Source organism: Bacillus sp. RC252 (assembly GCF_044909215.1).
GTDB lineage: Bacteria > Bacillota > Bacilli > Bacillales > Bacillaceae_G > Bacillus_A > Bacillus_A mycoides.
On sequence record NZ_JBIYDV010000005.1, the window covers coordinates 88,415 to 114,702 of the forward strand.

Genomic DNA, 26,288 nt, shown 5'->3' on the forward strand with positions numbered 1-26,288 from the left:
TTACACAATTGTAATTTCATTATAGAATTTCTCTACAGTTTTAAGCTGTATATAACCTGTTGCTTGCTCAGCTGCATTCGCCATTCCACACGCCACTGCTAATCGAAGTGCATCCTTTACCTCATACCCCTTTGCGAGTGCAAACGTTATTCCTGCTACCATTGCATCTCCCGAGCCAACAGCATTGATAGAGTTTATTTCTGAAATAATTGCCCTAATGCTTTCAACTTTCGTGATAAGTATCGCCCCTTCTCTTCCAAGTGACAGAAGAACATACTGCACGCCTCCCTCGCATATTTTAGTTGCTTCCGCAATCATTTCTTCCTGTGATACATGCTCCTTTTGAAGCAACTGGCAAATTTCTTGCCTGTTTGGTTTAATTAAGAATGGCTTTCCTTGTATGCCATGAAATAATGGCTCTCCACTTGTATCTAATATAAATTTCTTACCATTTTCAGCAGCTTTTTGTGCCAACTGTTTATAAAATGAGTTTGGGATACCCTTAGGTAAACTTCCCGATGCAACAATAAACTCAAAATCTTTTACTATTCTTTCATATTTTTTTATAAAAAGAGCTATTTCATCCTCCGAAATAGCTGGACCTACTTCTAATACTTCAGTAGCCGAAGCAGAATTTTTTGTTACTAACGCTAAACAATTGCGAGTTTCTTCTTTCACGGAAACAAACTCATCTATAATTGATAGTTCTTTCAATTCTCCTCTTATGAACTCACCATTTCTACCACCAAGTAAACCAATACCTGTTACCGCTTCTCCTAGCAACCGAATTACTCTCGATACATTAATTCCTTTTCCACCCGCAGTTTTTTCATAGTCCTTCGTGCGATGCACTTTGTGTGGTTTTAATTCTCCTAATTCATATCGCATATCAACAGATGGATTCAATGTAATTGTCGCAATCATAAAAATATCTCCCTACACTCGATTCAAACTTTTGCACATCTTTATTTTATCCGCAACAAGTTGTTTCATGGCCAGAATTGCATCTGAAAAATATTTACGCGGGTCATTTTCTTCTGGATTAGTATGTAAATAATGGCGTAATGCTGTTACAAATGCAATTTTTAATTCTGTGGCGATATTCACTTTACAAATTCCTAAGCGAATTGTTTCTTGGACTAGACTGTCCGATAATCCAGATGCTCCATGTAGTACAAGCGGAATATCAACTTGCTTCCGAATTTTTGTTAATCTTTGTAAATCTAATTTTGGTTCCCCTTTATATAGCCCGTGAGCCGTCCCAATTGCAACTGCTAGTGAATCAATGTTGGTACGTTCTACAAATTCTTTCGCTTGATAAGGATCTGTATAAATTGAGTTTTCTACTATTATATCTTCTTCTATTCCTAATAATTGCCCTAACTCAGCTTCTACTGTTGCTCCATATTGTTTTGCATACGCCACAACTTCCTGAACAATCTGAATATTACTTTCAAACGGATGATGTGATGCATCGATCATAATAGAACGAACTCCTAAATCGATACAATTTTTAATATCTTTTATATCTTCATGATGATCCAAATGTAGGCTGATTGGTATATCATATCGCTTCCTTGCTGCTTCAATCATATACAAAAGATATTCTTTTCCCATATATTTTATCGTACCTGGTGTAGCAGCAATAATAACAGGTGACCTAAGTTCTACTGCGGTTTCAATTACCGCTTTTAAAGTTTCTAAATTATGAATATTAAAAGCAGGAACCGCATAGCCATTTTCTTGTGCATTTCTCAGTATAAATTGAGTTGAAACAAGCATATTCTCAAATCCTTTCTTTTTTCTTTTTATATTTCATTTCTCCCCCGACAAATGTCCCTATAAGGTTTAAATCCTCTGTTAATATAAGAAAATCAGCTCTTTTCCCTGGTGCAATACTTCCAATTTCATTGTCAACTCCAATACTTTTAGCCGGTATTAGCGAACCCATATGGACGCTTTCCCATAACGATGCATTTGTCCATTTCTCCATATTCTTCACACCATCAATAAATCGAAGTGTGCTTCCCGCTAAAGATCCCGCCTCTGTTCGGGCAATTCCTTCTTTTACATGGACAACAAATTCCCCTAAATTATATGCACCATCCCCTAATAAGCCCGCTCGCATACAGTCACTAACTAAACAAGTTTTATCATATCCTTTACATTTATATAAAATATTCACTACACTCGGATGGACATGATGTCCATCTGGAATGATTTCACCATACACACCCTCAGTAGAAAGTACTGCCCCAACAACGCCAGGTTCACGATGATGTAACCCCTTCATTCCATTAAACGTATGCACAAAGATTGTCGCTCCTGCCTGAATCGCTTTCTGACATACCTCATAGTTTGCATTCGTATGACCAATTGCTACACGGATATTCTTTTTCACAGCTTGCTGTATAAACGCAATAGCACCTTTTCTCTCTGGTGCCATTGCAATTTTTTTAACCGTCCCTTCTGATGCAATAATCCACTCCTCTAATAATTCAATAGTTGGATCAATAAAATACTTTGGGTTTTGTGCACCTTTATAGACTTCCGTAAAACAAGGTCCCTCAAGAAAAGATCCAATAATACTTGCCCCTGCCACTCCCCTCTTTTTTGCATGAGCTATATTCTTTAAGGATCTTACTGTATTTTCCAAAGAATCAGTTAATATAGTTGACAAAAAGCTCGTAACACCATTTTCCAATAACATAATAGAAATATTATTTAACGATTCATATGTGCTATCCATTACATCATGTCCCGCTACACCGTGAATATGCGTATCAACAAATCCTGGAGAAATAATACTTCCTTCAAAATCCATTACCAGCACTCCGTCTACTGTTTCTTCAACATGTTTTAGAAAGTAGCCATTTACAATATGTAAATATCCACTTTCACAAACACCATCTTCTAGTAGATACATAGATGCTTTGACGTAATAATTCATAAATTGCTATTCCTTTCCTTTATAAGGATGTACTGTTACCCCTTGAACGATACGATTTACACTTCCACTCGGACAAGGATTATCTGGAGTAATCCCTAACGCAATAGATTTATATAGCGCTAAAATTTGACCATATAATATATAAATGAACGTGATATATATGTCATCTTTCATGTCTCGCCCATCATTACATAAAAACGTATTACAATGCTGCCTTGCTTCCTGATTATCTTGATGCGCTATAACAATAATCTCGCTTCTTTCTTTCTCTTGAAAAATCTCTTTTAATAAATCAAGATCATATTTTTTCGTATGTTCATCATTAGATAAAAATAATACAACAACTGTATCCTTATCTAAAATTGATTTCGGTCCATGTCTAAACCCAAGCGGTGTGTCAAACATAACTGGGATACGCCCAGCAGTTAACTCTAAAAATTTTAAAGCAGCCTCTCGAGAAAGTCCTTCAAATACGCCTGATCCTAAAAATACAATTTTACGAAATTCTTTTTCTGCAATTCTTTGAATTTCTCGTTCTTGTTTTTCGATAACATCTTTTCCTAAACTTACAATATCCATAATGCTAGATTCTAAAAGGTGGATATGATTATAGTTACATAACATAAGCGCACTTAACATCATAGAGGTAAAACTTCCTGTCATCGCGAACCCTTGATCATTTGCCTCCTTCGGCATATACATAACAAAAGAGTTCTCTTTATGTTGAAATTGCTTCGCTAAATTTCCTTCTTCATTACATGTTAAAATAATATGATAAACTGAATGAATAATTTGTTCTCCTAACTCAACTGCCGCTACACTTTCTGGACTATTACCAGAGCGGGCAAAAGATACTAAAATTGTTGGGATGTCTGGCTGAAGATAGTAATAAGGACTTGAGACTATATTTGTTGTCGGAATACTTTCAATGTGCATTTTCTTTAAATTTGTTATTCTTTTGATATACGGAACAATTGTGTCTCCAACAAAAGCGGATGTCCCTGCACCAGTGAAAATAACTCGCACTTGTTCATGCTTTCTTGAAATACGTGAAAAGAAATCTATAATTTCATAATGATTACTTTGAAAATTCGAATATACTTGCTCCCAAAGATCTGGCTGTTGTGCAATCTCTTTCGCTGTAAAACATGCTCCATATGTTTCTCTTACTTCATCATTTGCATGTAATAACATTTGAGACCCCCCTTAATATTAGTTCACATCTTATCACGTCATCATTACCAGTTGAATTACAATAAGTATAATTATACTTATTGTAATTCAACTGTATAAGTAAATTTATCTCCTCTTGCAATTGTCTGTGTGTATTCGATTATATTTTCTTTCGCATATGCAATCCGTTCTAGTGATAAAGATGGTTCATTCTCTTCAATTTGTAGCCATATTGCATGCTCTTTTTCTGCTGCAATCGCTTTGAAGCTTTCTGCTGCGCGCGTGATATGGACTTGATATTTTGTACGGAAAATCTCATACATTGGTGTTTCTTCTAACTCTTTCTTCGTTAAATATGGAAAGAACTTTACAGGAATATAAGATGTTTCAAATAGCATTGGTTCTTTATCAGCTAACCTTAGTCTAGTGATTTGATACACCTCTTCTTCAAAATTAAGATTCATAATTTTCGCTATTTTCTTATCGCAATGAATAATGGAAAATGATACGACGGTTGATGACGGAACTTTTCCAAACTTTTTCATTTCTTCTGTGAAACTATAAAAACGAACAAGACTTTGATTAAATACACGAGGTGAGACAAAACTACCTTTACCATGTTTTTTATAAATATATCCTTCTTTTTCTAATTCCTGCATCGTCTGTCTCACTGTTGTTCTACTTACATCATGAATCTCACATAACTCCCGTTCGGATGGAAGCTTATCATGTTCTTGTAAATTCCCAGTTTCAATTTGTCCTACAATAATATCCATTAATTGATAATATAATGGTGTTCGATTATCTTTTACAATCATGTTTTACTCCCTCATCTATAAAGTTGTTATAACCAGTTTATGGCTATTATATCGAATGAAAATAGGAATTACCATCACTTTCTCACATACGAAGATAAGCTTATTCCATCGGTAAAAACTCATTTCAACTGTACGTTTAGTTTGTCCCTTTATATGCACTTTTCTCACTTCGCTGGATTCATCGCTTCTTTTAACCCTGTCACATATTGCTTAAGAGATACCGTTTCACCCGTTATTCTTGATCTTTCAGCTGCAAAAGCAATCAAATGACTATTTGCCGAAGTCATTGCAGACGTTAAACTTTCTGTTTTATTGCTTTTTACTTTTTCGATGAAATCAGTCATAATTGCATTATCTGCTCCCATATGTCCACCTTCTTTTGTTTCTGGGTAAACCGTTTCAACCTCACCAGAAAAATATTTGACCTTCAATTCATTTAGTACATCATGACCATGAATTTCACCATGTGTGCCCATAATTTTAAACGTACGGCAACACTCTTTCGTAAATGCAGACATTGTAAAAGCAACTGTTACATCATTATCAAACAGCAAATTTACAACTTGATGATCCACAACATCATTGTCACAATGGTACACACAACGCCCATAAGGTCCTTTTTTTAGTGCCTCCAGTCTATTTTCAATACTTGTATCAATAGAAACTACATTCGCCGGCCATTCATCTCTCTCATGTAAATACCACTTTAAAGCAGAATATTGGCAACTTTCCTCAACTTCACAACCATCTGTACATCGTAGCGTCGAACCCTTAGGTGCATGTTCAGATTTAAAATGAGTCAAACTTCCAAAAGATGAAATCTTTTCACATTCTGCACCAACAAGCCATTGTAGCACATCCATATCATGACAACATTTTTGCAAAATCATCGGACTAGATTCAGACTTATTACGCCAATTCCCTCTTACAAAGCTATGTGCTTGATGCCAATGACCGACATTTTCATTCCATTGAATCGAAACAATCTCCCCTATCTTCTTTTGATCAACAATTTCTTTTAAAGTCCGATAAAATGGTGCATACCTTAATACGTGACATACTGTTAATAACACGTTATATTTCGTTGCAGCCTCTGCAATTTCCAATGCCTCTATAGGGCTTGGTGACATTGGCTTTTCTAATAAAATTTTGTATCCCTTCTCAATTGCTTGCATAACAGGTTTATAATGAAACCGATCAGGCGAACAAATAAGCAATACATCACAAAGCTTTTCTTTCGCTAATAACTCTTCCCATGTTTCAAATTGCATATTTTCCGAAACGCTATGCATTTCAGAGAATTTCCGTCTTTTTGCATTATCCAATTCTGCAACTGCAACAAAGGTTATCTCTGTTGGATGTTCTAACGCATAAGAAGCATAAGCGTACATTCCACGACTTCCTGCCCCAATTAAGGCCGCTGTAATCATAAGTATCCTCTCCTATTCTATTATTCTTATTTTCCGCCTGTAATTGTAATTCCTTCAATAAATTGTTTTTGCAAAAATATAAACAATAACAACATTGGTAAAATCGCTAAAAATGATCCTGCCATTAACACCGGATAGTTTGTTGCATATTGTCCCTGTAGTGAAGATAAACCAACTGACAATGTCATCATATCTGGTGAATTATTTACAATCATCGGCCACATCAATTCATTCCAAGACCAAAGTGTTGTAAATATACCAAGCGCAATTAAACCTGGTTTTGCAAGTGGCAGCATAACATACCAATAAATTTGGAAATGATTGCAACCATCTAATCTTGCTGCTTCTTCTAGTTCCTTTGGAACACCCATAAAAAACTGACGTAATAAAAAGGTACCAAATGCACTAAATAACCCAGGCACTATTACTGCTTGTAATGTATTCAACCAATCCAGTTTTACCATAATTAAATATTGCGGGAGTAAAAATACTTGAGCTGGAACCATTAGGACAGAAAGGGTTAGTAAAAACAATATATTTCTACCTGGAAATTGTATTCTAGCAAAAGCATAAGCTGCTAATGAGCATAAAAATAACTGACCGACCGTTCTAGCTATTGTAACAATTAAAGTGTTCATCATAAATTTTAAAAATGGTAATAAGTTGAATACTTCCGTATAGTTACTCCACATAAATTGAGACGGGATAATAACTGGTGGAACTTGAACGGATTCTGCATATGTCTTTAGAGACGTTAATATCATCCAAATAAAAGGACCAATGGTTAATAAAGCACCTATGATGAGCATTGCATGAATCATAATCGTATTTTTATTGACTGCACCTACTCTTTTATTCATCATAATGCACCCACTTTTTCTGTAATATCATTTGAATCGCTGTAATGACTAATATAATAATTAATAATACAACTGCTATGGCTGCCGAATATCCTTTTTCATTTAAAATAAAGGCATTTTGATAAAATAAATAAACAATAGATTGTGTGTTTTCAATTACATTACTTGTTCTACCAATCATCATAAAGATGAGATCGAATACTTGAAATGCTCCAATTAAAGACATAATCGTTACAAAGAAAATAACTGGTGATAAAAGTGGCAATGTAATCTTAAAAAAAATTGTAATTGGCCGGGCTCCATCCATAATTGCTGCTTCATAGTATGTTTTAGGGATGTTTTGGAGACCTGATAGAAAAATAACCATGTTATACCCTATCCCACCCCAAATCGCAACTATAACAATTGAATATAATGCAATGTTTGGATTGGTAAGCCAATTAGGACCATCAATTCCAAACCATGATAATATGTAATTGAGTAGCCCATAGTCAGAATTATAGATCCATTTCCATACCATCGCGATTGCAGCCGGCATTGTAATAACAGGTAAAAAATATAATGTTCTATAAAGGGATTTCCCTTTAATGTTTTGGTTTAATAGTACTGCTAGTATGATGGATAAAAATATACCAATTGGAACGGTAAGTACGATATAAATAAATGTATTTTGAAATGCCTTTCCTAAATCTTTATCAGTAAACATCTTTTTATAGTTTTCTAATCCAATCCATTCATAGCTACCAAACGCATCCCACGCTGTAAAACTAAAATAAATATTTTGCAAAATTGGCCACATATAAAAAATGAATAACCCTAACATAGTTGGGGCAATCATGATATATGCCCATATATAATCTAATTTCTTTTTCTTTTTATATTTTTTTTGTATTTGTGTGTTTTTTTGATCCACTATCTTTATTGATAGATTCTCCATCTCTTCACTCCTCCCATAATTTTTGATTTAAAGCAAGGAGAGGATCCCTCTCCTTATTTTTTAGAAAGAATTTCATTTGCTTTCTCTGTTAATTCTTTTGTTGCTTCTTCAACATTCACCTCTCCTCCCCATACTCTTTTTAATGTTTTTGTTTCCTGCTCCCATAAAGCCCCTGTATTTTTCACACTTGGTAATGGGTAAGAATAGTCGACTCCAGTGATATACGCTTGTAAATTCAAGTTTGGAACGGATTTAACCCATGCTTCTTGTGTTCCATTAAAAGCAGGAATGACTGTTCCAGTTTCTGCAAATACATCTGCGGCCTCTTTAGAACCTAAATATTTTATAAATTCCCAAGCTGCATCTGGATATTTTGTTTTCGCTGAGATAACATTTGCTAGACCATGAATCATAACAGCTCTTTCTTTCCCTTTTGGCATAACAGCAATATTTAAATCAGGATTTTTCTTATATTCTGGTACCATCCATGGCCCATCAAAAATCATCGCTACTTTACCTGATAAAAACAAATCAGATGCTGTTGTCTCTGTCATTTGAGCAAATGTTGGTGATAATCCTTCTTTAATAAAACTAATGTTATAATTAAGTGCGTCAATTGCTTCTGGTTCATTAAATCCAACTGTTTTTTTATCTTTAGCAAGAACATATCCTTTGTTTTGGTAAATAAGATCATAATAGCCACCTTGATTACCCATCGCTGCTGCAAATCCCCATACATTTTTTTCCTTTTTCGTCAATTTCTTCGCTGTTTCTTTCATTTTCTCCCAGTCCCATGAATCATCTGGATAAGCTACTCCAGCTTCATCAAATAATTTTTTATTGTACCAAAGTGCCGTTGTATCAAAATCTTTTGGAATACCATATGTTTTATTATCCACTGTATATAAATCAACTAAAGATTTCGGATAATTTTCTAGTTTATACTTATCCTTTTTCGCTTTATCATCCAAAGGCATCAATACTTTTCCCGAAGCGTATTTCACGAAATTTGGTCCATTCATCCAAAATACATCTGGCAATGCATTTCCTGTTGCTGCTGTTTCAAGCTTCTGAAAATACTGCCCATACGCTGTTAATTCTATTTTCACTTTAATATTCGGATGTTTTTCATTAAACTGTTGAACCACTTTCTCCACTGCTGGTAGTTGTTTCTTATCCCAAAGTGCATACCGTAATTCTACTTTTTCATCTTTAGATGACGTGTTAACCTTTTCGCCACTATTAGAACATCCCACTACCGCCAATAGCAATACTGACAAAAAGAAAATAAACCACTTTTTCATCCCATTCCCTCCTCTATAAACAATCATCTATATAACAAAATCTTTACTTACGTTTCTTGTAACTCACTGATGATAAATTAAACTAATAAAAGCAACTTTACAAAAGGTCTGAAACGCCTTGTTAATAAAGCGTTTATAAACTTAATTTTATTAATCTATAAAGACAATGCTCTTCTCTCCCTTCTCTATCAATTTAAGTAGACTTATGTCATTATCAGTTGAAGGAATAAACTATCATTGATATATTATTTATACATATACCAATTCGATAACGACATGATGTTGTCATTACCAGTTGTTATGAAGTATAACACTATCACTTTTTCCTTCGCAATATATTTTCTGAATCTTTTGATTTTTTTATTGATTATATTCTATTTAATTTTATATGCCGCTAACATAAGTAGAAATATTTTTCTAATCCATTACCCCTATAAAATTTGTTATTAATAAATAATATAAAAATAAGGAGTGTTTATATGATTCAACAATTAAAAAGATATTACGATAAAGATATAAAAATTAATGAAGCAATACTTTCTGAAGATTTTAGTTGGTTTTTAATTGACGGGAATAGAGTAGGAATTCGTAAATCTCGCTTACACCAAAGGGAGTGTCAACTACTTTCCTCTCTCTTAACTCCCCTCTATACTGACACATGTTTTGAAACAGAAAAAGAAAAGTATTGGCACGAAGCGTTATATCAAAGTAAAGATATTCAAATAACATCTGTGCGCTTTTTACACTTCTTCACAACGCATCCTATAGTGGAACGTGATGAATTTCATAATGCTTTACAGTCGATACTTGATTTTGATACCCCTACAATATGGGAAACTTCACAAACTGGAGTTCTCATCTTAGCAGAGAATATATCTGAATATAGATTGCAAACAGCCCTTGATACGCTAGAAACAGATTTTTTTATATCCTTATCCTTTTTTGTCGGCAGACACTACACCCAAACAAATCAAATTTCTCACCTGTATCAATGGGAGCGAAATTTATTTTCTTTTCTTTCTCCCTATTTATCAAAGAAAATTACATATATTGAACAACTCCTTCCTTACCAATTAATGATCTCATTACCAAAAGAAAAGAGGGAAAAATATACACATCATTTATTAGCGCAGGTTTCCAGTGATAAAGAACTAATAGAGAGTGTTAAAGTATTCTTCCAATGTAATTTAAATGTATCACTTGCTGCCAAGCAATTATATTTGCATCGAAATACCTTACAGTATCGAATTGATAAATTTATTGAAAAAACAGGTTTGAATATAAAAACATTTGAAGGTGCTGTGGCTGTTTATATGGCCTTTCTTTCTTTGAACATCTCGTAATTTTGCATAAAAAAAGTAACATTTTTTGTGCAACTTGCCGATTCATCTTGCGACTAAAAAGACTTATAATTCAATTAATTATAGAAATAGAGGTGATTCATAATGGCAGAACTCGTATTAGATCACATTTTCAAATTGTATGACAATAAAACAACTGCTGTTTCTGATTTCAATTTACATATCCAAGATAAAGAGTTTATTGTATTTGTTGGTCCTTCTGGTTGTGGAAAATCAACTACTTTGCGTATGATTGCAGGTTTAGAAGACATTTCTGATGGCTCATTTTATATTGATGGAAAACTTATGAATGATATCGCTCCAAAAGATCGTGACATTGCTATGGTATTTCAAAATTACGCACTATATCCACATATGTCTGTTTATGATAATATGGCGTTTGGTTTAAAACTGCGAAAACTACCAAAAGATGAAATCAATCGTCGTGTAACAGAGGCAGCAAAGATATTAGGACTTGAAGATTATTTAAAACGAAAACCAAAAGCATTGTCAGGCGGGCAGCGGCAGCGTGTTGCATTAGGAAGAGCTATCGTTCGTGACGCAAAAGTGTTTTTAATGGACGAGCCTCTATCCAATTTAGATGCTAAATTACGTGTAAGTATGCGTTCAGAAATTTCTAAACTTCACCGCCGTTTAAACACAACTACTATATATGTAACACATGACCAAACAGAAGCAATGACAATGGCATCACGCCTTGTTGTTATGAAAGATGGTATCATTCAACAAGTTGGTACACCTAAAGAAGTATATGATACTCCTGAAAATGTTTTTGTTGGCGGATTCATTGGTTCTCCGGCCATGAATTTTTTTATCGGAACATTGAAAGATAACTATTTTTATATAGAAAACATTCGTTTCAAGGTACCTGAAGGACAATTGAAAAAATTACAGAAAAAAGGGTATAGCGAGAAAACACTTATACTTGGTATTCGCCCAGAAGACATTCACGATGAACCAATTGTCCTTCAATCTTCTCCTGACTCGACTGTCGAAATTACAGTTGAAGTAGCTGAGTTATTAGGTGCTGAGACTATGCTACATGGAAAACTTGTAAATCAAAGTTTTGTTGCACGAATCAACGCTCGATCAGAACCGAAAGCTGGCGATAAGCTTTCAGTAGCATTTAGTCTAACAAAAGCACATTTTTTTGATATTGATACAGAACAACGTATACGTAACAACTAAACATGTCTAATTGGCCGTTCCCAGCTTAGTTGGGTATGCAAACAAGCTGTGCAGAAAAATCTCTACACAGCTTCTTTCTCTAATTCCCCTTTATAAATACTATTTATCATCACTTTAATAGTATTTATCCATTGACACATCCTCTTTACTTTTTAACATTCTGTTGTTGAGTTGAAACGTTTCTAATATTTTTTCCCCTTCCTCTGTTGAATGCAAAATAAAAATATATAGTGTTGCAACAAAATAGCACATACACTTCATAATTCAATAGCACCTAATTATAAAATAATCGAAATACATATTCCCCACTTTTCATGTACAATCCCTAAGCTGATATACATGACTCCAATCATTAAAATATACGGTATATTATCTTAAAAAGTCCAAATAATAACAAATAAATCCATTAAAGAATGGGAGCTCTCTAAAATGAAACGAAAAATAATAACTCTCTTTACGCTTATATGCTTAGCACTACCAATACAAGCTAGTGCATACACATTTCAATCACTACCAATTGCGTCAAAGTCTAAACAGTGGTATATCGAAATTGACAAATCTCATAACTCAAACAAGCAAGCGTTGCAACCAAAACACGGTGTATATGATACGTATAGTTTATTCGTAAAAAACATCGGTAATGATGTCTCAAATGTATCTGTGGAAATACTTGATAACACACCTACATCTAAAGCTACCTTTAATCCTACTTCATCTAATAACAACGTTTCAAAAAGTCATACAAGCTTTGACTACATGGTATTCCCATTAGACTTTAATAGCCATAATTTTAAAGTTGTCATTACTTGGGAAGAAAAGAATTTCTCTTACAACGGTCATCCAGTACATGAGAGTAAAAAAATGAAGCAAACATTTGTGTTTAATGAAGAGTAAGTCCTAATTTGATTAGGGCTTACTCTTTATTTACAAAACCCGATTGAATTGCTTCTGTCACTTCTTTTGCAATATGTATTTTTGTAGCGTCTACACAGATTTTTTTGTCCCAAACATGTACGGAAGGCTCTTCATTAGACAAATGCTTAATTAAGATGAATCGATTATATTTCATTTTATTTTCTATAGGAGTAGCAATATACATCGTGAAATTCCTTGCTTCAAATACCTTTTCTCCCAAAACGTATTTACATCCCAACTCATGTACTACTAAATCATGTAGATTTTCTATAGTCATATACCATCCCCCCTTTTTGCCTACATAATCAATCGAACCGCCGAATACTTGGTACAGACAATGCCATTCCAATTGTTATGAGTACTAAAATAGCTAGCATTATAATTGTTATCTTTCCACCTATTACAGTAGCTAACCAGCCTACCATCACATACCCTAATGGTAATAAAGCAAATGAGCCTAACATATCAAGACTTGCCACTCTTCCAAAAGCTTCTTCTGGTACAAGCTCTTGTAAACTTGTTTCCCAAATAAGCCCAAATATCATAATACCGAATCCTTCAATTGCCATTAATCCAATTAAGGCAGGTGCCCAAGAAACGAAAGGCATAATTAATAACGCCATTCCACTAATTAAAACACCACCATACGCAAGTAATCCTCTCTTATGCCACCGCTTCCTCCCACCAAAAATTAGTGCTGCAATTACAGCTCCAGCACCAGAAGCAGCCATACCTAAGCCATACACGTAAGCTTCAAAATGATGATGAACATTAAACAACCATGGAATTAATACAACGATAATGCCTGCATAACAAATATTAACGAAAGAAAAGACTAGAATGGTAATCCACAACCACGGATGACTTTTTAAAACTAAAATACCTTCCATAAACTCTTGTTTGTAATCGATCTTACTCTTTTCAATGGGTTTTACTTTTTTAAACTTAATTTCTTTTAAAAATAATAAACATAAAAATGATAACAAATACGTTGCTGCATCTAGTCCGAATCCTATCCCTGCAGATGTAACTGATACTATTAACCCACCAAGTGCTGGGCCAATTAATCGTATTCCTTGATTACTCATTTGCGTTAATGCATTAGCTGCATTTCGAATTTCCGGTACAAATACTTTCGCTCTTACAGCTGAATACGCCGGCTGAAATATACCTTCCATAAGTCCATATAACGCTACGAGTACATATAGAAGTGGAATTGTTAAAACGTCCATAAATATAAGCGTTGCAAGTAATAGCATTAATATGCAGCGGATTATATCTGTAAATAACATCAATTTCACCCGGTCAATTCGATCCACGACTAATCCAGCAAACGGTAACGCAAGAATATTAGGAAGCATGTACATTGCCATAGTCATTCCCATTACAACTGTTGAACCAGTTAATGAATACACAACGACTGGCAGAATAACCATCGTTATCGAACTACCTAAAGTCGAAAGTAATTGCCCAATCCATAAAAACTTAAAGTGCGGTGACACTTTAACTGGCAATAACAATTTACCGACATAACCTAAATTTTTCTCTGTTGGTATTTCTCCTTGCATATCTCTCCTCTTTTCAAATTAAGTTAATACCAAAAATAAACACAGAAAATTCAATCTTTAATAACTTTAATTATATATGAAACTGTTAAATTATTGGTAGAAATATAAAAAAGAACATCGTAATGAATCTACACATATTATGTGTTGAATATAAATAAAAAAGGTGTTTTCATATATGAAAACACCTTTCCACTTTATAATTTTAAGTTCTTCTTCAATGTCCAATATTTTTCTGGAGCATTTTCAAGTGAGAATTCTACCCAGCCATTTGGATCTTCACGATATACGTTTACTTTTGTACCATTTTCTAATTTTCCAACTTCATTTTGTGTAACGTTTGGTACACTCTTAATTGGGTTGTTAAACGGGAATGGAACTTGATAGTAAGACCCTACCGACTGAACAGTAGTTTTTGCGTCTTTTGCATAATCTTTATATGGAATTGTTTCGCCTAATGCATCTACATTTAATGTATTAGGGTTTTTCGGTAATCGTTTGACATTTTGATAATCCTTGTTATTGAAAGGCTTAATACGTTCCATAATATTAGCAATTTTGCCAGCCCATTCTTTATCAGTTGAATACATTACATTCATCGCAGGTAATGTGTAACCTTTGAAATACTTAGCACCTTGTTCTAAGTAATTCTTTCTCACATAATCAGCATTGTATGAAATACTTAATCCATAAGATGGTAAATATTTTGCATGTGCGAATGGATCCCAATCATACGCTCGTAGTCCAAATAAATTATGTTTACGATATGCAATTTCTGATTTCCCGTATCCAGACTCTAAGATTGCATGTGCTGCTAAATATAAAGAGTTCACGCCATACTCGTTTTGCGCTTTAATAAAGTCTTGTCCAACTCCAACAAGCGGACTATCGGGATGATATCTTTTAATATAATTATCAATCTCTTGAGCTGTTACATTAGAAGGTAATGTTACATCTAAATCGATATATGATGCCATGGCGTTATATAAAAATTGTGCATATTCTTCACGTGTTAAAACACCTGTTGGATTAAATGCACCTGCTCCATTACCTGCAGCAACACCGTTAGACTCTAATGCACTAATCGCTTCATTTGCCCAATGATCTTTCGGAACATCATTAAATGTATGATTAGCTTTTACTTTTAGTTTAAAGGCTTTCTGTAAAATTACAGCCATTTCAGCACGAGTTAAAGATTCTTTCGGTCTAAATGTTCCTTTACCATCACCTACGAAAATCCCCATATCTGTTAAAGCTAAAATTTCTTTTTGGAACATTGTTGTCCCTTCGTTAATATCAGAGTATGGATTTTTATATTCGCTTTTCGCTTCTGGTTTTAATGCACGATATATTAATGCGGCTACTTGCTCACGATTTACAACATCCCCGAATCCAAACTTACCATTATCATATCCTGCAATAATTTCTTTTGATGTTAAATTAGTAATTGCTTTATACGACCAATGATCTTTCGGAACGTCTGGAAATTCTTTTTCAGCTGCAAATGAAGTTGCCGGAGCCATCACTACTTGAAGTGCGACTGTCACTGCTAACACATTAGAAATAACTTTTTTCATATTTTTTAACACGTTATGTATATGCTTGTCCCGTGTTAACTTGCCTCCCTTTATAATAAAATTTTCCCTATCAAACTAACAAACTCTTAATTAGTCAACAGTAAAAGTATACGTGATACAAATAAACTAATCTACCATTATTTTATTTATAATCATTATAATACGATATATCTTTTTATTTTGATACAAAATTATATAAACTCATATGAAAAGCCCATCTCTATATAGAAGATGGGCTTAGCAAACGATGTTTTTATTTAGCCAAACGATATTTTGAAACATTGAAACCTTTCCACTCATAATAATCTAAAATACCAGCATAAACTGCTTCAGCAGCAATTTGTCTTCCTGATTCTGAAGCCAACTTCTCATAATCTGCACTATTATCTAAAAATGCTAGTTCAGTTAATACTGCAGGCATCTCATTTTCTCTTAGTACATAAAAGTCTTCTGGTTTCGCACCACGATCTCTTGTATCTAGAGCTTTAACTACTCGTTTTTGTATTTTCTCTGCTAACATACGACTATCTTTTTCACGTTCAGTTAATTCTTTCGTTTCAGATCCTTTATAATAAAAAGTCTCCGTTCCATATCCATCATGATTGTTAGAGCCATTTGCATGAATACTTACAAAAATATCTCCATTATGCTCTTTCGCGAACTCTACACGGTTTTTAAGGTCCTCAGGTTGATTTTCACCAAGACGGATATCCGTTTCACGTGTTAACAACACATGGAATGGAGTATTTTTATCTAGTAATTTTTGTAATCTTTTCGATGTATCTAATACAATATCACTTTCATATAATCCTTGTGTCGGCTTCCCAGAATCTTTCCCACCATGACCTGGATCAATAATAATTACTTTTCCTTCTAATGCATCTGGAATTTTAAGAGAATCTGATTTTGCAATAAATTGCGCTGCTTCTGCCTTCGTTACAGTTTTATTAGGTAGCCAAGCTGTACTAGTTACACCTTGTGAAATATTCAATTCTACTAAAATGTTCGCTTTATCTTTTCCCCAACTAGGATTTAAATCTGCAAATTTTGTTGGTAATGGTTGTTTTACTTTCGCATCTAATTTATACGCCCCAACAAGCATCGCTGCCATAGAAACTCGGTCAATTTTACCGTCTGGATCAAAAATCCCGTTTCCTTTCCCTGCAATTACTCCTGCTTTTTCTACAGCGGCAATAAATCGAGTTGCCCAATGAGTTTTAGAATCTGTAAAGGTTGGCTGAGCCGCATTATCAATCGGTAACTTTAAAGTTTGCGCAATAATTGTTGCTGCTTCTGCACGAGTGATTTCTTTTCCAGGCTCGAACATTCCTGCATCATTACCTTTAATTGCACCTTTCTCTACTAAATAGTAAATAGAACCTTCTGCCCAGCCCCCTGCTGGGACATCTGGAAATGTTTTTGTTTGTGCGAAACTACTAGATGAATAAGATAATATACTAGCTGCAATTATTCCTGCTGCGATTATTCTATTTTTCATAGAATATATTCCCCTCTCAAGTACAATGTTTTTATGTAACAGACTAATTATAGTTCTGAAAATTAGTAATAGTCAATCTAATTTTGTATAATTTTGTATTATTATTGTATTTTTTGTCATAAATAACTACAATAAAAAACTATAAGATTTTATAAAAGGAGAGATTCGTATGAGTAAGAATTGGAAAGATATAGAACACCGCATTTATACAATGTGTATGATTCAACATAATAACGAAGTATTACTAATACGACGGCCGGATCATCTAGGCTTCCCTGGTTACATCGCTCCTGGCGGTAAAGTAGATTTTCCAGAAAGTATCGTTCAAGCTGCTAAACGAGAAGTAAAAGAAGAAACTGGATTACTTGTTTCGAATTTAACTTTTAAGGGATTAGATGAATACGTAAATCCGAAAGAAAATGTTCGATATATGGTATTTAACTATTGGACACATTCATTTGAAGGTGAACTCCTTTTGAATCCTCCTGAAGGCGAATTATTATGGGTGCCAATTGATACAGCACTCAATCTTCCTATGCAAGATTGGTTTAAAGAGAGATTCCCATTATTTTTTGAAAAAGGTACGTTTGAAATTCAGCGTGTTTGGGACCAAGACTTGGATAAACAAGTTGCTATGTCAATTACCCATACGTAAAAAAGCTTGGAATCTCTCCAAGCCTTTCTTACTTTCCCTCTATTTTCTTAATCTCATAATCAATTTCTAAAAACTTAACTCCAAATATCCACATCCTATGATTAGCTTCTAATATTTGATCCTTGCGCCCTTTAATAATAAATGTCTCTGCTAATGGTAAACGTATTGTAAAGAAACGAGTATGTAAATAAATCCCCTCATCTCCCCTGCCATTCTCTCTTAACTTACTTGTAATGATTAAAGCATTATCATCATTGCATAACTTCAAAATACCAGTCATATTCGAATATGGTAAAGGCAATGCGATATTCATATATGTCTCGTTCTTGTATGCATGCTTTGAATAGAGGGCTACAAAAACAGACTCTCCTGCTTCATTTTTTCTTAGCCAAGCCCTTACATTCTCTCTTCCATCCTTCTCATCTATTATCCCAATGATAGAGCCATGCATCGTTTCCCACTTGCCGCCCATTCCTAAATGTATTTGTCCTACACGCTTACTCATTTTCTCATAACAAAATGCAACCGGGCGGAACCAACGAGTCCATTTAATATGCGATTGTAACTCATACTCTTTTGTATTTTCATAAAAACGAATAATACTTAAAGGAATCTTCGTCATGTCAAATGCCTCACTATGAAAATCATTCATTTTATCAACTAAACCTTTGTATTCCTTGCTATCTATTAAATTTCTGTTATGTAAAAATGCTTCACCAACTGTCGCATTTCCTCTTAACCTGCTCATTGTTTTCCCGTAATATTTATAATTCGGAGTACTCTTTTCAATCATCCAACCAAGAAAAGCTGGTAACGCTACTCCAATTCCATTTACAACACCGTGAATCCAGACCATTTGTGCAATTGTAATCGTCATTACTTGTTTGAAATTTCCGTATGAATATATGAGTGAAAACATTATTGTTACCATAAGTGTACTGGATGAAAGAGTAAGGAGAATCTTTGCACTTATAGCATTGAATTTCGTTCTCCATACGTAAATCCCATATCCATAAATGGCACATAAATATATGAACACTGCAAAAAATTCAAATACCCTCGAATACGTAATTCCTATTGCAACTGTCATTGGAGAAATGACGATGATAAACATAATAGAGTCATATAACTTACTTCCCTGTTCTCTTTTTCTTCCAAGTAAACCAGCTGATAACGGCAATAAAAATGCCGAGTAATGAAAGTGTGCCGCTGTGAGTAAGACAATGTCAGAACTAAAATGCATAATGGAAAGTTTCGCTACAGAAGCAAAGAACCAAAAACCACCTAGTAACAAATAAATAAACGCACTATCTATAGCTACTTCTTCTAGAGGCTTCCATCCTCTTTCTAGCAATCTACTTACACCAAATAATGCAACGATTCCTGTATATACAAACCAAAGTAGCGCAAAGAAATAGTGATTTGTTACGAAAGCTAGCATTGCACTAACTGCTGCAATTGGATATAAAAGCGATACAAATTTATAAGATAATAAATACGATCCATTTCTTGTTTTCTTATCAACAATGCAAAATGACATCGGTATAAATAACAAAATAGATAACAATATGATTGCTTCAACAGGATTTACATTCGACCACTCGTATATTAGAAATATAATATAACAAGCAAGTCCAAATATTATATTTTTCATCTCGTTTATTCCCTTTCCACAAATGTTCCCTTATATGAAAATAACGAACCAATTAACGGATTTCGTACTTGTACATGAATTCGAAAACATTGTAGTGTTTCATCATAACTTTCTACAATTTTTGCCTCTCCGTATAAAAATCTAGGTAACGGTATTTTTCTTCCAAACATAAAAAACCATTGTTTCTTTGAAGAAATATGCATCCCGCCTTTTTCATCAATATAAAAATTCAATGTAGAAACGAGTAAATGCGGCTCACCAAAATAATCTACAATTTCATTATTCTCTTCATCCAACTGCATAACAGCGTTAAAATATCTTTTCTTACTATGAAAATAAAAAGTACGATTCCACCGTACAAATTCATTTCCATGTTCATCTCGCTCAGCGGTATTATGTATCAAAAACGGAACTTTTTGCCCTCGCTCAGAGAAAAACATTCGAAACTTCGATGTAATTTTTAATATTAATTTAACGAAAAAAGATCCTCCATAAATTTCATCCATTTCCCCTTCCCCAATAAAGCTATTTTCCTTTGTTATCGCATATCGTTCCTGCAATTTTGGATGAAGCCTTTTATAAGAATCCCCTAATAATCTTTCATAAATATTAACCATATACTTATCCCTTTCTCGTCCTCTTGCAATTTTTTGCGCTTGGCAAATTAGTGCTATTTATATAACCGACAATCGATAACCCTATTAGAAGAAAATTTAATGTAATCGGATTAAACGGTTGCGTAAAACTAGCGATATTCGTCGATCCTGCCGCTAATGTTAAAACTATCAACAATATAATATGCAATATAAATAGTTTTCGCTTTTGAAGTGGCAATAGCCACATAACACCCCATATTATTTCTAAAAATCCAACTATTTTAAGTATAAAAATACTACTTTCATTCGATCCGATTAGTGCAGAAAGCATCTTTACTTCTTCTGAATGAGTAAACATCAATTTCGGTACAATCCCTTGATATAACCATACGAAAGCAAATAAAAAGCAAACTAGCCAATACGTCATCGTTCTTCTAATTAGCAACTTTGGATGAAGTCCCTTTTCTAACCATAATTTTAAAGCATCAAAACTCCATGCTGTCGCCCAACCTAATAGTGGACGAAAAACATATAAATCTATCACATTTCCTATACGACCAAATCTCGTATCATAATCATATTGCGTTTCAAAATGAATATGTTCTTCATTCGGTGTATACTTCCAATAACCACGCCCTATTTGTATAAGTGATAATTGATTGTCTGTCCAAAATTTTAAAGAGGAAATGCGTTCTCCAGTTTCTTTTCTTATTTCACCTATCGATTCCCCTTCTCCGGCTATTTCAAGTCCAAATCCGATCTTTGTTTTATATAAAAACTTCTGTCGTTCTCCCTCTTTTTTTTCTAAATACGAAATCTCAGTAAAACGAGCATCCCACTCTGTATGTATATCAGGCTCTTGTGTATATGCCCATAGTTTCTCCATTGTTGTGTTCATTTCTGTGGCTACATAAATAGGCTTTTTCTTCCCCATCCTTCCACCTCCCAGGCGCTATATTTTCAATGTACATGCAATGAATCGATTTTGCTACATTTTTCACAAACTAATTTAATAAAAAGATAGAATTTCAAAAAAATACAAAAAACACTTGATTCCCTGAAAAATTTAAATTATTATAAAACAAATGTTACCAACAACTTCATAAATCATACACTCTCGCCTAAAACGTGAGATAGAGGTTGCAACGCTTATAAGTATTCTAAAGGAGACACAGAGATGTCTATGATTTTAGAGGAAAGGAAGTGTTGCCGAAATTGATAAATTTCTCTGCATTTATCAATTGGGGCTGTTTTCGAATAGAAACAGAACTGTCATATGTACAGACGTGTACGTATGAAGAGCTATCTACAAAAAAGAGATATCATTTTTATGATATTCCTTTTTTGGCGGTTTTTTTATTAGCTCCGTTTTCTGTTTCCCTTTTCCTGTAACAGCACCATCCTCACTTATTTGAGATGGTGTTTTTTGTTTTTCTCTCTGGTAACTACAGGAATATTGGGATTTGTATATGTCCTAACCTATTCTTAAAAATGGACGAAAGAAGGAATTCGTAATGGAAACGATTGTACAAAAATTTGGCGGTACTTCTGTCGGAAGCGTCGAACGCATTCAACATGTAGCAAATTTAATTATTGAAGAATATGAACGAGGACATAGTATTGTCTCTGTCGTTTCAGCAATGGGAAAAAGTACGGATAAACTTGTAGCACTTGCTAATGCTATTACTGAAAATCCAAGTAAACGTGAAATGGATATGCTCCTATCTACAGGAGAACAAGTAACTATTTCATTATTAACAATAGCACTACAAACAAAAGGTTATAACGCAATTTCATTAACAGGATGGCAAGCTGGTATTACGACAGAATCTGTACATAGTAGTGCACGGATTACTGACATTAACACCACTCGTATTCAGTCTTACCTTACTGAAGGCACGATTGTTATAGTAGCTGGTTTCCAAGGAATAAGTGAAGAAAATGAAATTACCACACTTGGCCGCGGTGGCTCCGATACGACTGCTGTCGCATTAGCTGCTGCACTAAAAGCAAAAAAATGTGATATTTATACGGATGTGACCGGCGTATATACGACTGATCCACGAGTTGTACAAGATGCTTATAAATTAGATGAAATTTCTTATGACGAAATGTTAGAGCTTGCCAACCTCGGTGCTGGCGTATTACACCCACGCGCTGTTGAATTTGCTAAAAATCATAATGTAATTTTAGAAGTTCGCTCAAGTATGGAACAAGAAAACGGAACAATTGTAAGGGGAGAATGTAACATGGAACAACAATCAATCGTTAAAGGTATTGCATTTGAGGATAATATTACACGTGTCACAATTAAAGGGTTAGAACAAGGTGCACTTTCAACAGTTTTCTCTACATTAGCAGCAGCACATATTAATGTAGATATTATTATTCAAAGTATTACAAATGAAGGAACTGTTCACCTCTCCTTCTCAATCCATTCTAATGATTTAAGAGAAACATTAGAAGTATTGGAACAAAATCAAGAAGCACTTCACTATGAATCTGTAGAACATGAAAATCATTTAGCAAAAGTATCAATTGTAGGATCTGGTATGGTATCTAACCCAGGAGTTGCTGCGAATATGTTCACTACTTTAAAAGAAGAAGATATTCATATTAAAATGGTAAGTACATCAGAAATTAAAGTATCTGTCGTTATTGACCGTCTTCATTTAGTAACGGGTGTTGAAGCACTTCATCAATCATTTATGGCGAAAATTGAACCTTTAGTGCAAATGATTTAATTTCCACTAGTAAAACTTACAACAAATTATACGAATCTATTTCCTTCCTATATAAATAGAAATAGGGTGGGAATATTTTGCGGGGAAGTCGAAGTTCTTTTATCAAATAGCAACTACAGTATCAAATTCTTGAAACTACTTGAAATGATAGTATTCACGAAATAAAGTTCGCGTATATTTCAATAGTAGAAAGTTTACGAAGTGTTTTTTGTTAATAAGTTGTTATATGACATACCCGAAAACACCTTGTCACATTTTCCTACACTGTGACAAGGTGTTTTTTGTTTAGAAGAGATTCTAGTATAATTATGAGGATAATTATATAATAAATTTATACATATAAGGAGATAAAGACAATGACAAAAAACAAATTACTAAGAATGGACAATGTCAGCATCGTTGTAGAATCTCTTGATAACGCAATCTCTTTCTTCGAGGAGATTGGCTTGAATCTCGAAGGGCGAGCTACTGTTGAAGGTGAATGGGCTGGTCGCGTAACTGGACTCGGTTCTCAGTGCGTAGAGATTGCTATGATGGTTACGCCAGATGGTCACAGCCGAATTGAACTTTCGCGATTTCTCACCCCACCTACTATAGCAGATCACCGGACAGCTCCTGTAAACGCCCTCGGTTATCTGCGCGTCATGTTCACCGTCGAGGACATTGACGAAATGGTATCCAGACTTACTAAGCATGGTGCTCAGCTCGTTGGAGAAGTAGTTCAGTATGAGAACTCGTATCGACTCTGCTACATTCGTGGAACCGAAGGAATTCTAATCGGTTTGGCGGAAGAAATCGGTAACAAATAATTAAGTAATTTTTTATAAAAAGTTATTGGCTTTGCCAAACAGAATTTCATTATCAATTAAACCATATTTTTAACCACGTCCTAACTTTAGAACGTGGTTATGCTTGTTTGAGCTTTTAAAAATGTATTTTCATTTTACACATAGATTTCAAGACTCTATCCAAATCGTTCTTTAACATATTATCAACATCCTAAAATCATTATAAAATAATTTAATTATTCATTTTATCCTTTCCTAGGAAATATAACTGACTCTTCTCATTTTATATCTTATCGCTCTTTCCCATGAAAAAACGCTCTATATTCATTCAAAATAACTTTCTTCACATCCGAGTAAAATACCATCATGAATAGTGCAACTCCTAATACAACCACCTGTATTTTTTCATAATCAATGAATGCAATTATAATTAGCAAACCAAATCCAAATCCAATGTCAACTACCCCCACTGAGTTGAAACGTTTCAGTGGGGGCTTGAGTTAGAACTCTAGGTCTTTTCGTCTATCGCTAGATAGTTTGACGCTCTAGAATTCATGCCACCTTACAGTAACACCCCAAGTATCTTTTTGGTTGGTACTAGAAACGAACAATCGTTTCCCCACTTGCACCACCCTTTCGAAAAAGAGCAATTCTTCCTTGTGGAAGAAGCCACCACTCAGATGACTCCGGCGTGTGCTACAAACCCCGACAAGTCGAGTACACATGGATGGTTGACGCACCCACTAAGCTATGCACGAAGCAACAGCCTTACGTTTTTGCACTTCTAATAGAATCGGCGTTTTCACTTTGAGATTGTCATCCAATTCTACAACTCTCGATTTTTCCAATGTATTCAATGCACCATTAATATCAGCATGAATACATTTCCCTGCTTTACTTTGGTACAGACCACGAGTGATCCGTTTGCCACTAAAGCGATAATGCGTCCTATCATCCTTATCCCAAACTGGAACCCTATCTTTATCAAGAAAACTAGCTTTTGAAGTATAGCTTTCTTCTTGCTTTAAAAATCGGATGCCTTCTTTTATACATTTATTCTCAATTGCTGCAATCAGTTTATGAAATGGGATTTGAACAAATTTTTGATTATTCTTTTTTCCCATATCAGATTTTTGTTTCCAACCAGCGTTATACCCTACGACAACAGTATCTATGTTGAATGCTTTCACTTTTTCGAACAACAAGCCTACAGTTTGTGAAATGTAACCATTTATTTGTCTTTCCCGTTTATGCCAAAGTGCAGCCATTTTGTTCGTTACAACTCGTTTAGAAAGTCCATTTTCCATGTTTTTCAGTTGTAGATTACGTATCATTTTATTGAAGTACTGGTTAATGGATTTTAATTTTTTTCCATCAATTAAAAATGCATCACCTGTATTTGTTACGCAACTTAATAATCTGTCTACACCTAAATCGCAACTCAAAGCTTTACTAATAGTCGTGGGTTGTTTCTTCATTTGAGAAACGTGCATTTCATATGTGTAATGCACCTCAAAGAACCGACCTTTTTGCTTCGGTACAATCTCAATGTAGGAGATTTTTTTATTTCTTAAGTTTTTAGGCATACGTATTTTAATGGAACCGAATTTTTTTCTGAATGCAACATTCATCGGAATCATCCAATACCCGTTATTATCAACTTTTGGAACTTGATAGATTTCAATGATTCGTTTGTCAGTGGAACGGGAATAATTCGGAAACTTAGGACGACCTGTGAAGGTTTCAGGTTTTTTCTTCCACTGTTCCATTGCTTTAAAAAAGCTCTTCACTTCTGTAAATAAGGCTCTACGAATCGCTTGAACAGAGTTTGATTGAATACCCCAGTAGTTCATATCGGTTTGCATGGCAGTGTCCACTTCTTTTACAGTAGCCATCTTGTTATTATTTAAATAACTTTGTTTAATCGTGTACAATCCAACATTTCGCAATGCTTTAGAACTATGTGACATGCGTTGCAGTAAGCGAAATTCTTTAGCTGTGAGACAAGCTCGTCCGATATTCTGTTTCTGCGTGAATCGTTGCATGTTTTCTCTTTTTTTTTGTTTACGTAATACTTTCACTGCTCTCTTTTTAGTCATTGTTTTCACCACCTTTCTCAGAGAGTTCATTAAAATTATTTCTTTCCTAAGATAATGTTTTATCTTAGGAAATCTCGTTTCACGAAACGAGAACTAACACTTTTGTAACTGTTAATTACTTTTGACAAATCAATATTTGGAACTAAACGGAACTAAATGTGAACATGTTCTTCATC

The 26,288-nt window shown here is 34.3% G+C and carries 24 protein-coding genes, 1 pseudogene and 1 riboswitch; of the genes and pseudogenes, 6 read left to right on the top strand and 19 right to left on the bottom strand.

Going from position 1 to position 26,288, the window contains the following annotated elements:
- The 9 genes from pfkB to ABH960_RS08835 form a co-directional block, all read right to left on the bottom strand.
- Positions 1 to 924, bottom strand: coding sequence for a 1-phosphofructokinase (pfkB, locus tag ABH960_RS08795; RefSeq protein WP_404444493.1), 924 nt, complete (start codon positions 922 to 924; stop codon positions 1 to 3).
- A 12-nt stretch (positions 925 to 936) separates the two neighbouring features.
- The gene (locus tag ABH960_RS08800) at positions 937 to 1,782 is read right to left on the bottom strand and encodes a tagatose-bisphosphate aldolase subunit GatY (RefSeq protein WP_404444495.1); all 846 of its coding nucleotides are present in this window, start codon (positions 1,780 to 1,782) and stop codon (positions 937 to 939) included.
- A 4-nt stretch (positions 1,783 to 1,786) separates the two neighbouring features.
- Positions 1,787 to 2,950, bottom strand: coding sequence for an N-acetylglucosamine-6-phosphate deacetylase (gene nagA / locus ABH960_RS08805; protein ID WP_404444498.1), 1,164 nt, complete (start codon positions 2,948 to 2,950; stop codon positions 1,787 to 1,789).
- A 6-nt stretch (positions 2,951 to 2,956) separates the two neighbouring features.
- Positions 2,957 to 4,144, bottom strand: a complete 1,188-nt coding sequence (locus ABH960_RS08810) for an SIS domain-containing protein (protein ID WP_404444501.1) — start codon at positions 4,142 to 4,144, stop codon at positions 2,957 to 2,959.
- Between the two features lie 77 nt (positions 4,145 to 4,221).
- On the bottom strand, positions 4,222 to 4,941 hold the full coding sequence (locus tag ABH960_RS08815; protein WP_404444504.1) for a GntR family transcriptional regulator: 720 nt from the start codon (positions 4,939 to 4,941) through the stop codon (positions 4,222 to 4,224).
- Positions 4,942 to 5,105: 164 nt separating this feature from the next.
- The gene (locus tag ABH960_RS08820) at positions 5,106 to 6,371 is read right to left on the bottom strand and encodes a Gfo/Idh/MocA family protein (RefSeq protein WP_404444506.1); all 1,266 of its coding nucleotides are present in this window, start codon (positions 6,369 to 6,371) and stop codon (positions 5,106 to 5,108) included.
- A 26-nt stretch (positions 6,372 to 6,397) separates the two neighbouring features.
- Entirely contained in the window at positions 6,398 to 7,231 is an 834-nt protein-coding gene (locus ABH960_RS08825; protein WP_002086333.1) for a carbohydrate ABC transporter permease, read from the bottom strand.
- On the bottom strand, positions 7,224 to 8,168 hold the full coding sequence (locus ABH960_RS08830; protein WP_404444509.1) for a carbohydrate ABC transporter permease: 945 nt from the start codon (positions 8,166 to 8,168) through the stop codon (positions 7,224 to 7,226). The genes ABH960_RS08825 and ABH960_RS08830 overlap by 8 nt, the downstream gene beginning before the upstream one ends.
- 53 nt (positions 8,169 to 8,221) lie before the next feature.
- Positions 8,222 to 9,472, bottom strand: coding sequence for an ABC transporter substrate-binding protein (locus ABH960_RS08835; RefSeq protein ID WP_404444512.1), 1,251 nt, complete (start codon positions 9,470 to 9,472; stop codon positions 8,222 to 8,224).
- Positions 9,473 to 9,951: 479 nt separating this feature from the next.
- Here ABH960_RS08835 and ABH960_RS08840 point away from each other — a divergent pair, with 479 nt between their 5' ends.
- The 3 genes from ABH960_RS08840 (at position 9,952) to ABH960_RS08850 (ending at position 12,915) form a co-directional block, all read left to right on the top strand.
- Complete coding sequence (locus tag ABH960_RS08840; protein ID WP_002135554.1) at positions 9,952 to 10,815, top strand: PucR family transcriptional regulator; 864 nt, start codon at positions 9,952 to 9,954, stop codon at positions 10,813 to 10,815.
- Between the two features lie 102 nt (positions 10,816 to 10,917).
- Positions 10,918 to 12,021, top strand: coding sequence for an ABC transporter ATP-binding protein (locus ABH960_RS08845; RefSeq protein WP_404444515.1), 1,104 nt, complete (start codon positions 10,918 to 10,920; stop codon positions 12,019 to 12,021).
- A gap of 429 nt (positions 12,022 to 12,450) precedes the next feature.
- Entirely contained in the window at positions 12,451 to 12,915 is a 465-nt protein-coding gene (locus ABH960_RS08850) for a hypothetical protein (RefSeq protein ID WP_404444518.1), read from the top strand.
- Between the two features lie 19 nt (positions 12,916 to 12,934).
- On the opposite strand, the gene ABH960_RS08855 is transcribed toward ABH960_RS08850, so the two are convergent.
- The 4 genes from ABH960_RS08855 to ABH960_RS08870 all read right to left on the bottom strand — a co-directional run bounded on the left by ABH960_RS08855 (position 12,935) and on the right by ABH960_RS08870 (position 17,576).
- Complete coding sequence (locus ABH960_RS08855; protein WP_404444520.1) at positions 12,935 to 13,213, bottom strand: hypothetical protein; 279 nt, start codon at positions 13,211 to 13,213, stop codon at positions 12,935 to 12,937.
- Between the two features lie 28 nt (positions 13,214 to 13,241).
- The gene (locus tag ABH960_RS08860; RefSeq protein ID WP_404444522.1) at positions 13,242 to 14,504 is read right to left on the bottom strand and encodes an MFS transporter; all 1,263 of its coding nucleotides are present in this window, start codon (positions 14,502 to 14,504) and stop codon (positions 13,242 to 13,244) included.
- 194 nt (positions 14,505 to 14,698) lie between these two features.
- Positions 14,699 to 16,078, bottom strand: coding sequence for an S-layer homology domain-containing protein (locus ABH960_RS08865; protein WP_404444758.1), 1,380 nt, complete (start codon positions 16,076 to 16,078; stop codon positions 14,699 to 14,701).
- A 253-nt stretch (positions 16,079 to 16,331) separates the two neighbouring features.
- On the bottom strand, positions 16,332 to 17,576 hold the full coding sequence (locus ABH960_RS08870; protein ID WP_404444525.1) for an N-acetylmuramoyl-L-alanine amidase: 1,245 nt from the start codon (positions 17,574 to 17,576) through the stop codon (positions 16,332 to 16,334).
- Between the two features lie 169 nt (positions 17,577 to 17,745).
- Here ABH960_RS08870 and ABH960_RS08875 point away from each other — a divergent pair, with 169 nt between their 5' ends.
- Positions 17,746 to 18,231, top strand: coding sequence for an 8-oxo-dGTP diphosphatase (locus tag ABH960_RS08875; protein ID WP_404444528.1), 486 nt, complete (start codon positions 17,746 to 17,748; stop codon positions 18,229 to 18,231).
- Between the two features lie 28 nt (positions 18,232 to 18,259).
- Here ABH960_RS08875 and ABH960_RS08880 read toward each other — a convergent pair whose 3' ends face one another.
- The 3 genes from ABH960_RS08880 to ABH960_RS08890 are packed head-to-tail and all read right to left on the bottom strand — an operon-like array spanning position 18,260 to position 21,415.
- Positions 18,260 to 19,885 carry a YndJ family protein gene (locus ABH960_RS08880; protein WP_404444531.1) on the bottom strand — a complete coding sequence of 542 codons (1,626 nt, stop codon included), beginning with the start codon at positions 19,883 to 19,885 and terminating at the stop codon, positions 18,260 to 18,262.
- Positions 19,886 to 19,890: 5 nt separating this feature from the next.
- The gene (locus ABH960_RS08885; RefSeq protein WP_404444534.1) at positions 19,891 to 20,502 is read right to left on the bottom strand and encodes a DUF4166 domain-containing protein; all 612 of its coding nucleotides are present in this window, start codon (positions 20,500 to 20,502) and stop codon (positions 19,891 to 19,893) included.
- 4 nt (positions 20,503 to 20,506) lie between these two features.
- Positions 20,507 to 21,415, bottom strand: coding sequence for a DoxX-like family protein (locus ABH960_RS08890; protein ID WP_404444537.1), 909 nt, complete (start codon positions 21,413 to 21,415; stop codon positions 20,507 to 20,509).
- Positions 21,416 to 21,607: 192 nt separating this feature from the next.
- Positions 21,608 to 21,794, top strand: a riboswitch (Lysine riboswitch).
- Positions 21,795 to 21,995: 201 nt separating this feature from the next.
- On the opposite strand from ABH960_RS08890, the gene ABH960_RS08895 reads away from it, so the two are divergent.
- Positions 21,996 to 23,225 carry an aspartate kinase gene (locus tag ABH960_RS08895; protein WP_002186181.1) on the top strand — a complete coding sequence of 410 codons (1,230 nt, stop codon included), beginning with the start codon at positions 21,996 to 21,998 and terminating at the stop codon, positions 23,223 to 23,225.
- Between the two features lie 356 nt (positions 23,226 to 23,581).
- Complete coding sequence (locus tag ABH960_RS08900; RefSeq protein WP_328070762.1) at positions 23,582 to 24,034, top strand: VOC family protein; 453 nt, start codon at positions 23,582 to 23,584, stop codon at positions 24,032 to 24,034.
- Positions 24,035 to 24,303: 269 nt separating this feature from the next.
- On the opposite strand, the gene ABH960_RS08905 is transcribed toward ABH960_RS08900, so the two are convergent.
- From ABH960_RS08905 to ABH960_RS29545, 3 genes and pseudogenes are all read right to left on the bottom strand, one after another.
- Complete coding sequence (locus ABH960_RS08905; RefSeq protein ID WP_404444775.1) at positions 24,304 to 24,483, bottom strand: hypothetical protein; 180 nt, start codon at positions 24,481 to 24,483, stop codon at positions 24,304 to 24,306.
- A gap of 273 nt (positions 24,484 to 24,756) precedes the next feature.
- Positions 24,757 to 26,112: an RNA-guided endonuclease TnpB family protein gene (locus ABH960_RS08910; protein ID WP_041868014.1), complete on the bottom strand. Its 1,356-nt coding sequence runs from the start codon at positions 26,110 to 26,112 to the stop codon at positions 24,757 to 24,759.
- 21 nt (positions 26,113 to 26,133) lie between these two features.
- Positions 26,134 to 26,288 (bottom strand): annotated as a pseudogene (locus tag ABH960_RS29545) (transposase); the annotation flags it as partial.

Coding starts and splice junctions, on each gene's coding strand:
- ABH960_RS08835 (WP_404444512.1), bottom strand. CDS start 9,472: ATGAAAAAGTGGTTTATTTTCTTTTTGTCAGTATTGCTATTGGCGGTA.
- ABH960_RS08840 (WP_002135554.1), top strand. CDS start 9,952: ATGATTCAACAATTAAAAAGATATTACGATAAAGATATAAAAATTAAT.
- ABH960_RS08855 (WP_404444520.1), bottom strand. CDS start 13,213: ATGACTATAGAAAATCTACATGATTTAGTAGTACATGAGTTGGGATGT.
- ABH960_RS08815 (WP_404444504.1), bottom strand. CDS start 4,941: ATGATTGTAAAAGATAATCGAACACCATTATATTATCAATTAATGGAT.
- ABH960_RS08830 (WP_404444509.1), bottom strand. CDS start 8,168: ATGGAGAATCTATCAATAAAGATAGTGGATCAAAAAAACACACAAATA.
- ABH960_RS08890 (WP_404444537.1), bottom strand. CDS start 21,415: ATGGGGAAGAAAAAGCCTATTTATGTAGCCACAGAAATGAACACAACA.
- ABH960_RS08880 (WP_404444531.1), bottom strand. CDS start 19,885: ATGAAAAATATAATATTTGGACTTGCTTGTTATATTATATTTCTAATA.
- ABH960_RS08885 (WP_404444534.1), bottom strand. CDS start 20,502: ATGGTTAATATTTATGAAAGATTATTAGGGGATTCTTATAAAAGGCTT.
- ABH960_RS08870 (WP_404444525.1), bottom strand. CDS start 17,576: ATGAAAAATAGAATAATCGCAGCAGGAATAATTGCAGCTAGTATATTA.
- ABH960_RS08895 (WP_002186181.1), top strand. CDS start 21,996: ATGGAAACGATTGTACAAAAATTTGGCGGTACTTCTGTCGGAAGCGTC.
- ABH960_RS08860 (WP_404444522.1), bottom strand. CDS start 14,504: ATGCAAGGAGAAATACCAACAGAGAAAAATTTAGGTTATGTCGGTAAA.
- ABH960_RS08845 (WP_404444515.1), top strand. CDS start 10,918: ATGGCAGAACTCGTATTAGATCACATTTTCAAATTGTATGACAATAAA.
- ABH960_RS08865 (WP_404444758.1), bottom strand. CDS start 16,078: ATGAAAAAAGTTATTTCTAATGTGTTAGCAGTGACAGTCGCACTTCAA.
- ABH960_RS08810 (WP_404444501.1), bottom strand. CDS start 4,144: ATGTTATTACATGCAAATGATGAAGTAAGAGAAACATATGGAGCATGT.
- ABH960_RS08875 (WP_404444528.1), top strand. CDS start 17,746: ATGAGTAAGAATTGGAAAGATATAGAACACCGCATTTATACAATGTGT.
- ABH960_RS08820 (WP_404444506.1), bottom strand. CDS start 6,371: ATGATTACAGCGGCCTTAATTGGGGCAGGAAGTCGTGGAATGTACGCT.
- nagA (WP_404444498.1), bottom strand. CDS start 2,950: ATGAATTATTACGTCAAAGCATCTATGTATCTACTAGAAGATGGTGTT.
- ABH960_RS08850 (WP_404444518.1), top strand. CDS start 12,451: ATGAAACGAAAAATAATAACTCTCTTTACGCTTATATGCTTAGCACTA.
- ABH960_RS08900 (WP_328070762.1), top strand. CDS start 23,582: ATGACAAAAAACAAATTACTAAGAATGGACAATGTCAGCATCGTTGTA.
- ABH960_RS08800 (WP_404444495.1), bottom strand. CDS start 1,782: ATGCTTGTTTCAACTCAATTTATACTGAGAAATGCACAAGAAAATGGC.
- ABH960_RS08825 (WP_002086333.1), bottom strand. CDS start 7,231: ATGAATAAAAGAGTAGGTGCAGTCAATAAAAATACGATTATGATTCAT.
- pfkB (WP_404444493.1), bottom strand. CDS start 924: ATGATTGCGACAATTACATTGAATCCATCTGTTGATATGCGATATGAA.
- ABH960_RS08910 (WP_041868014.1), bottom strand. CDS start 26,112: ATGACTAAAAAGAGAGCAGTGAAAGTATTACGTAAACAAAAAAAAAGA.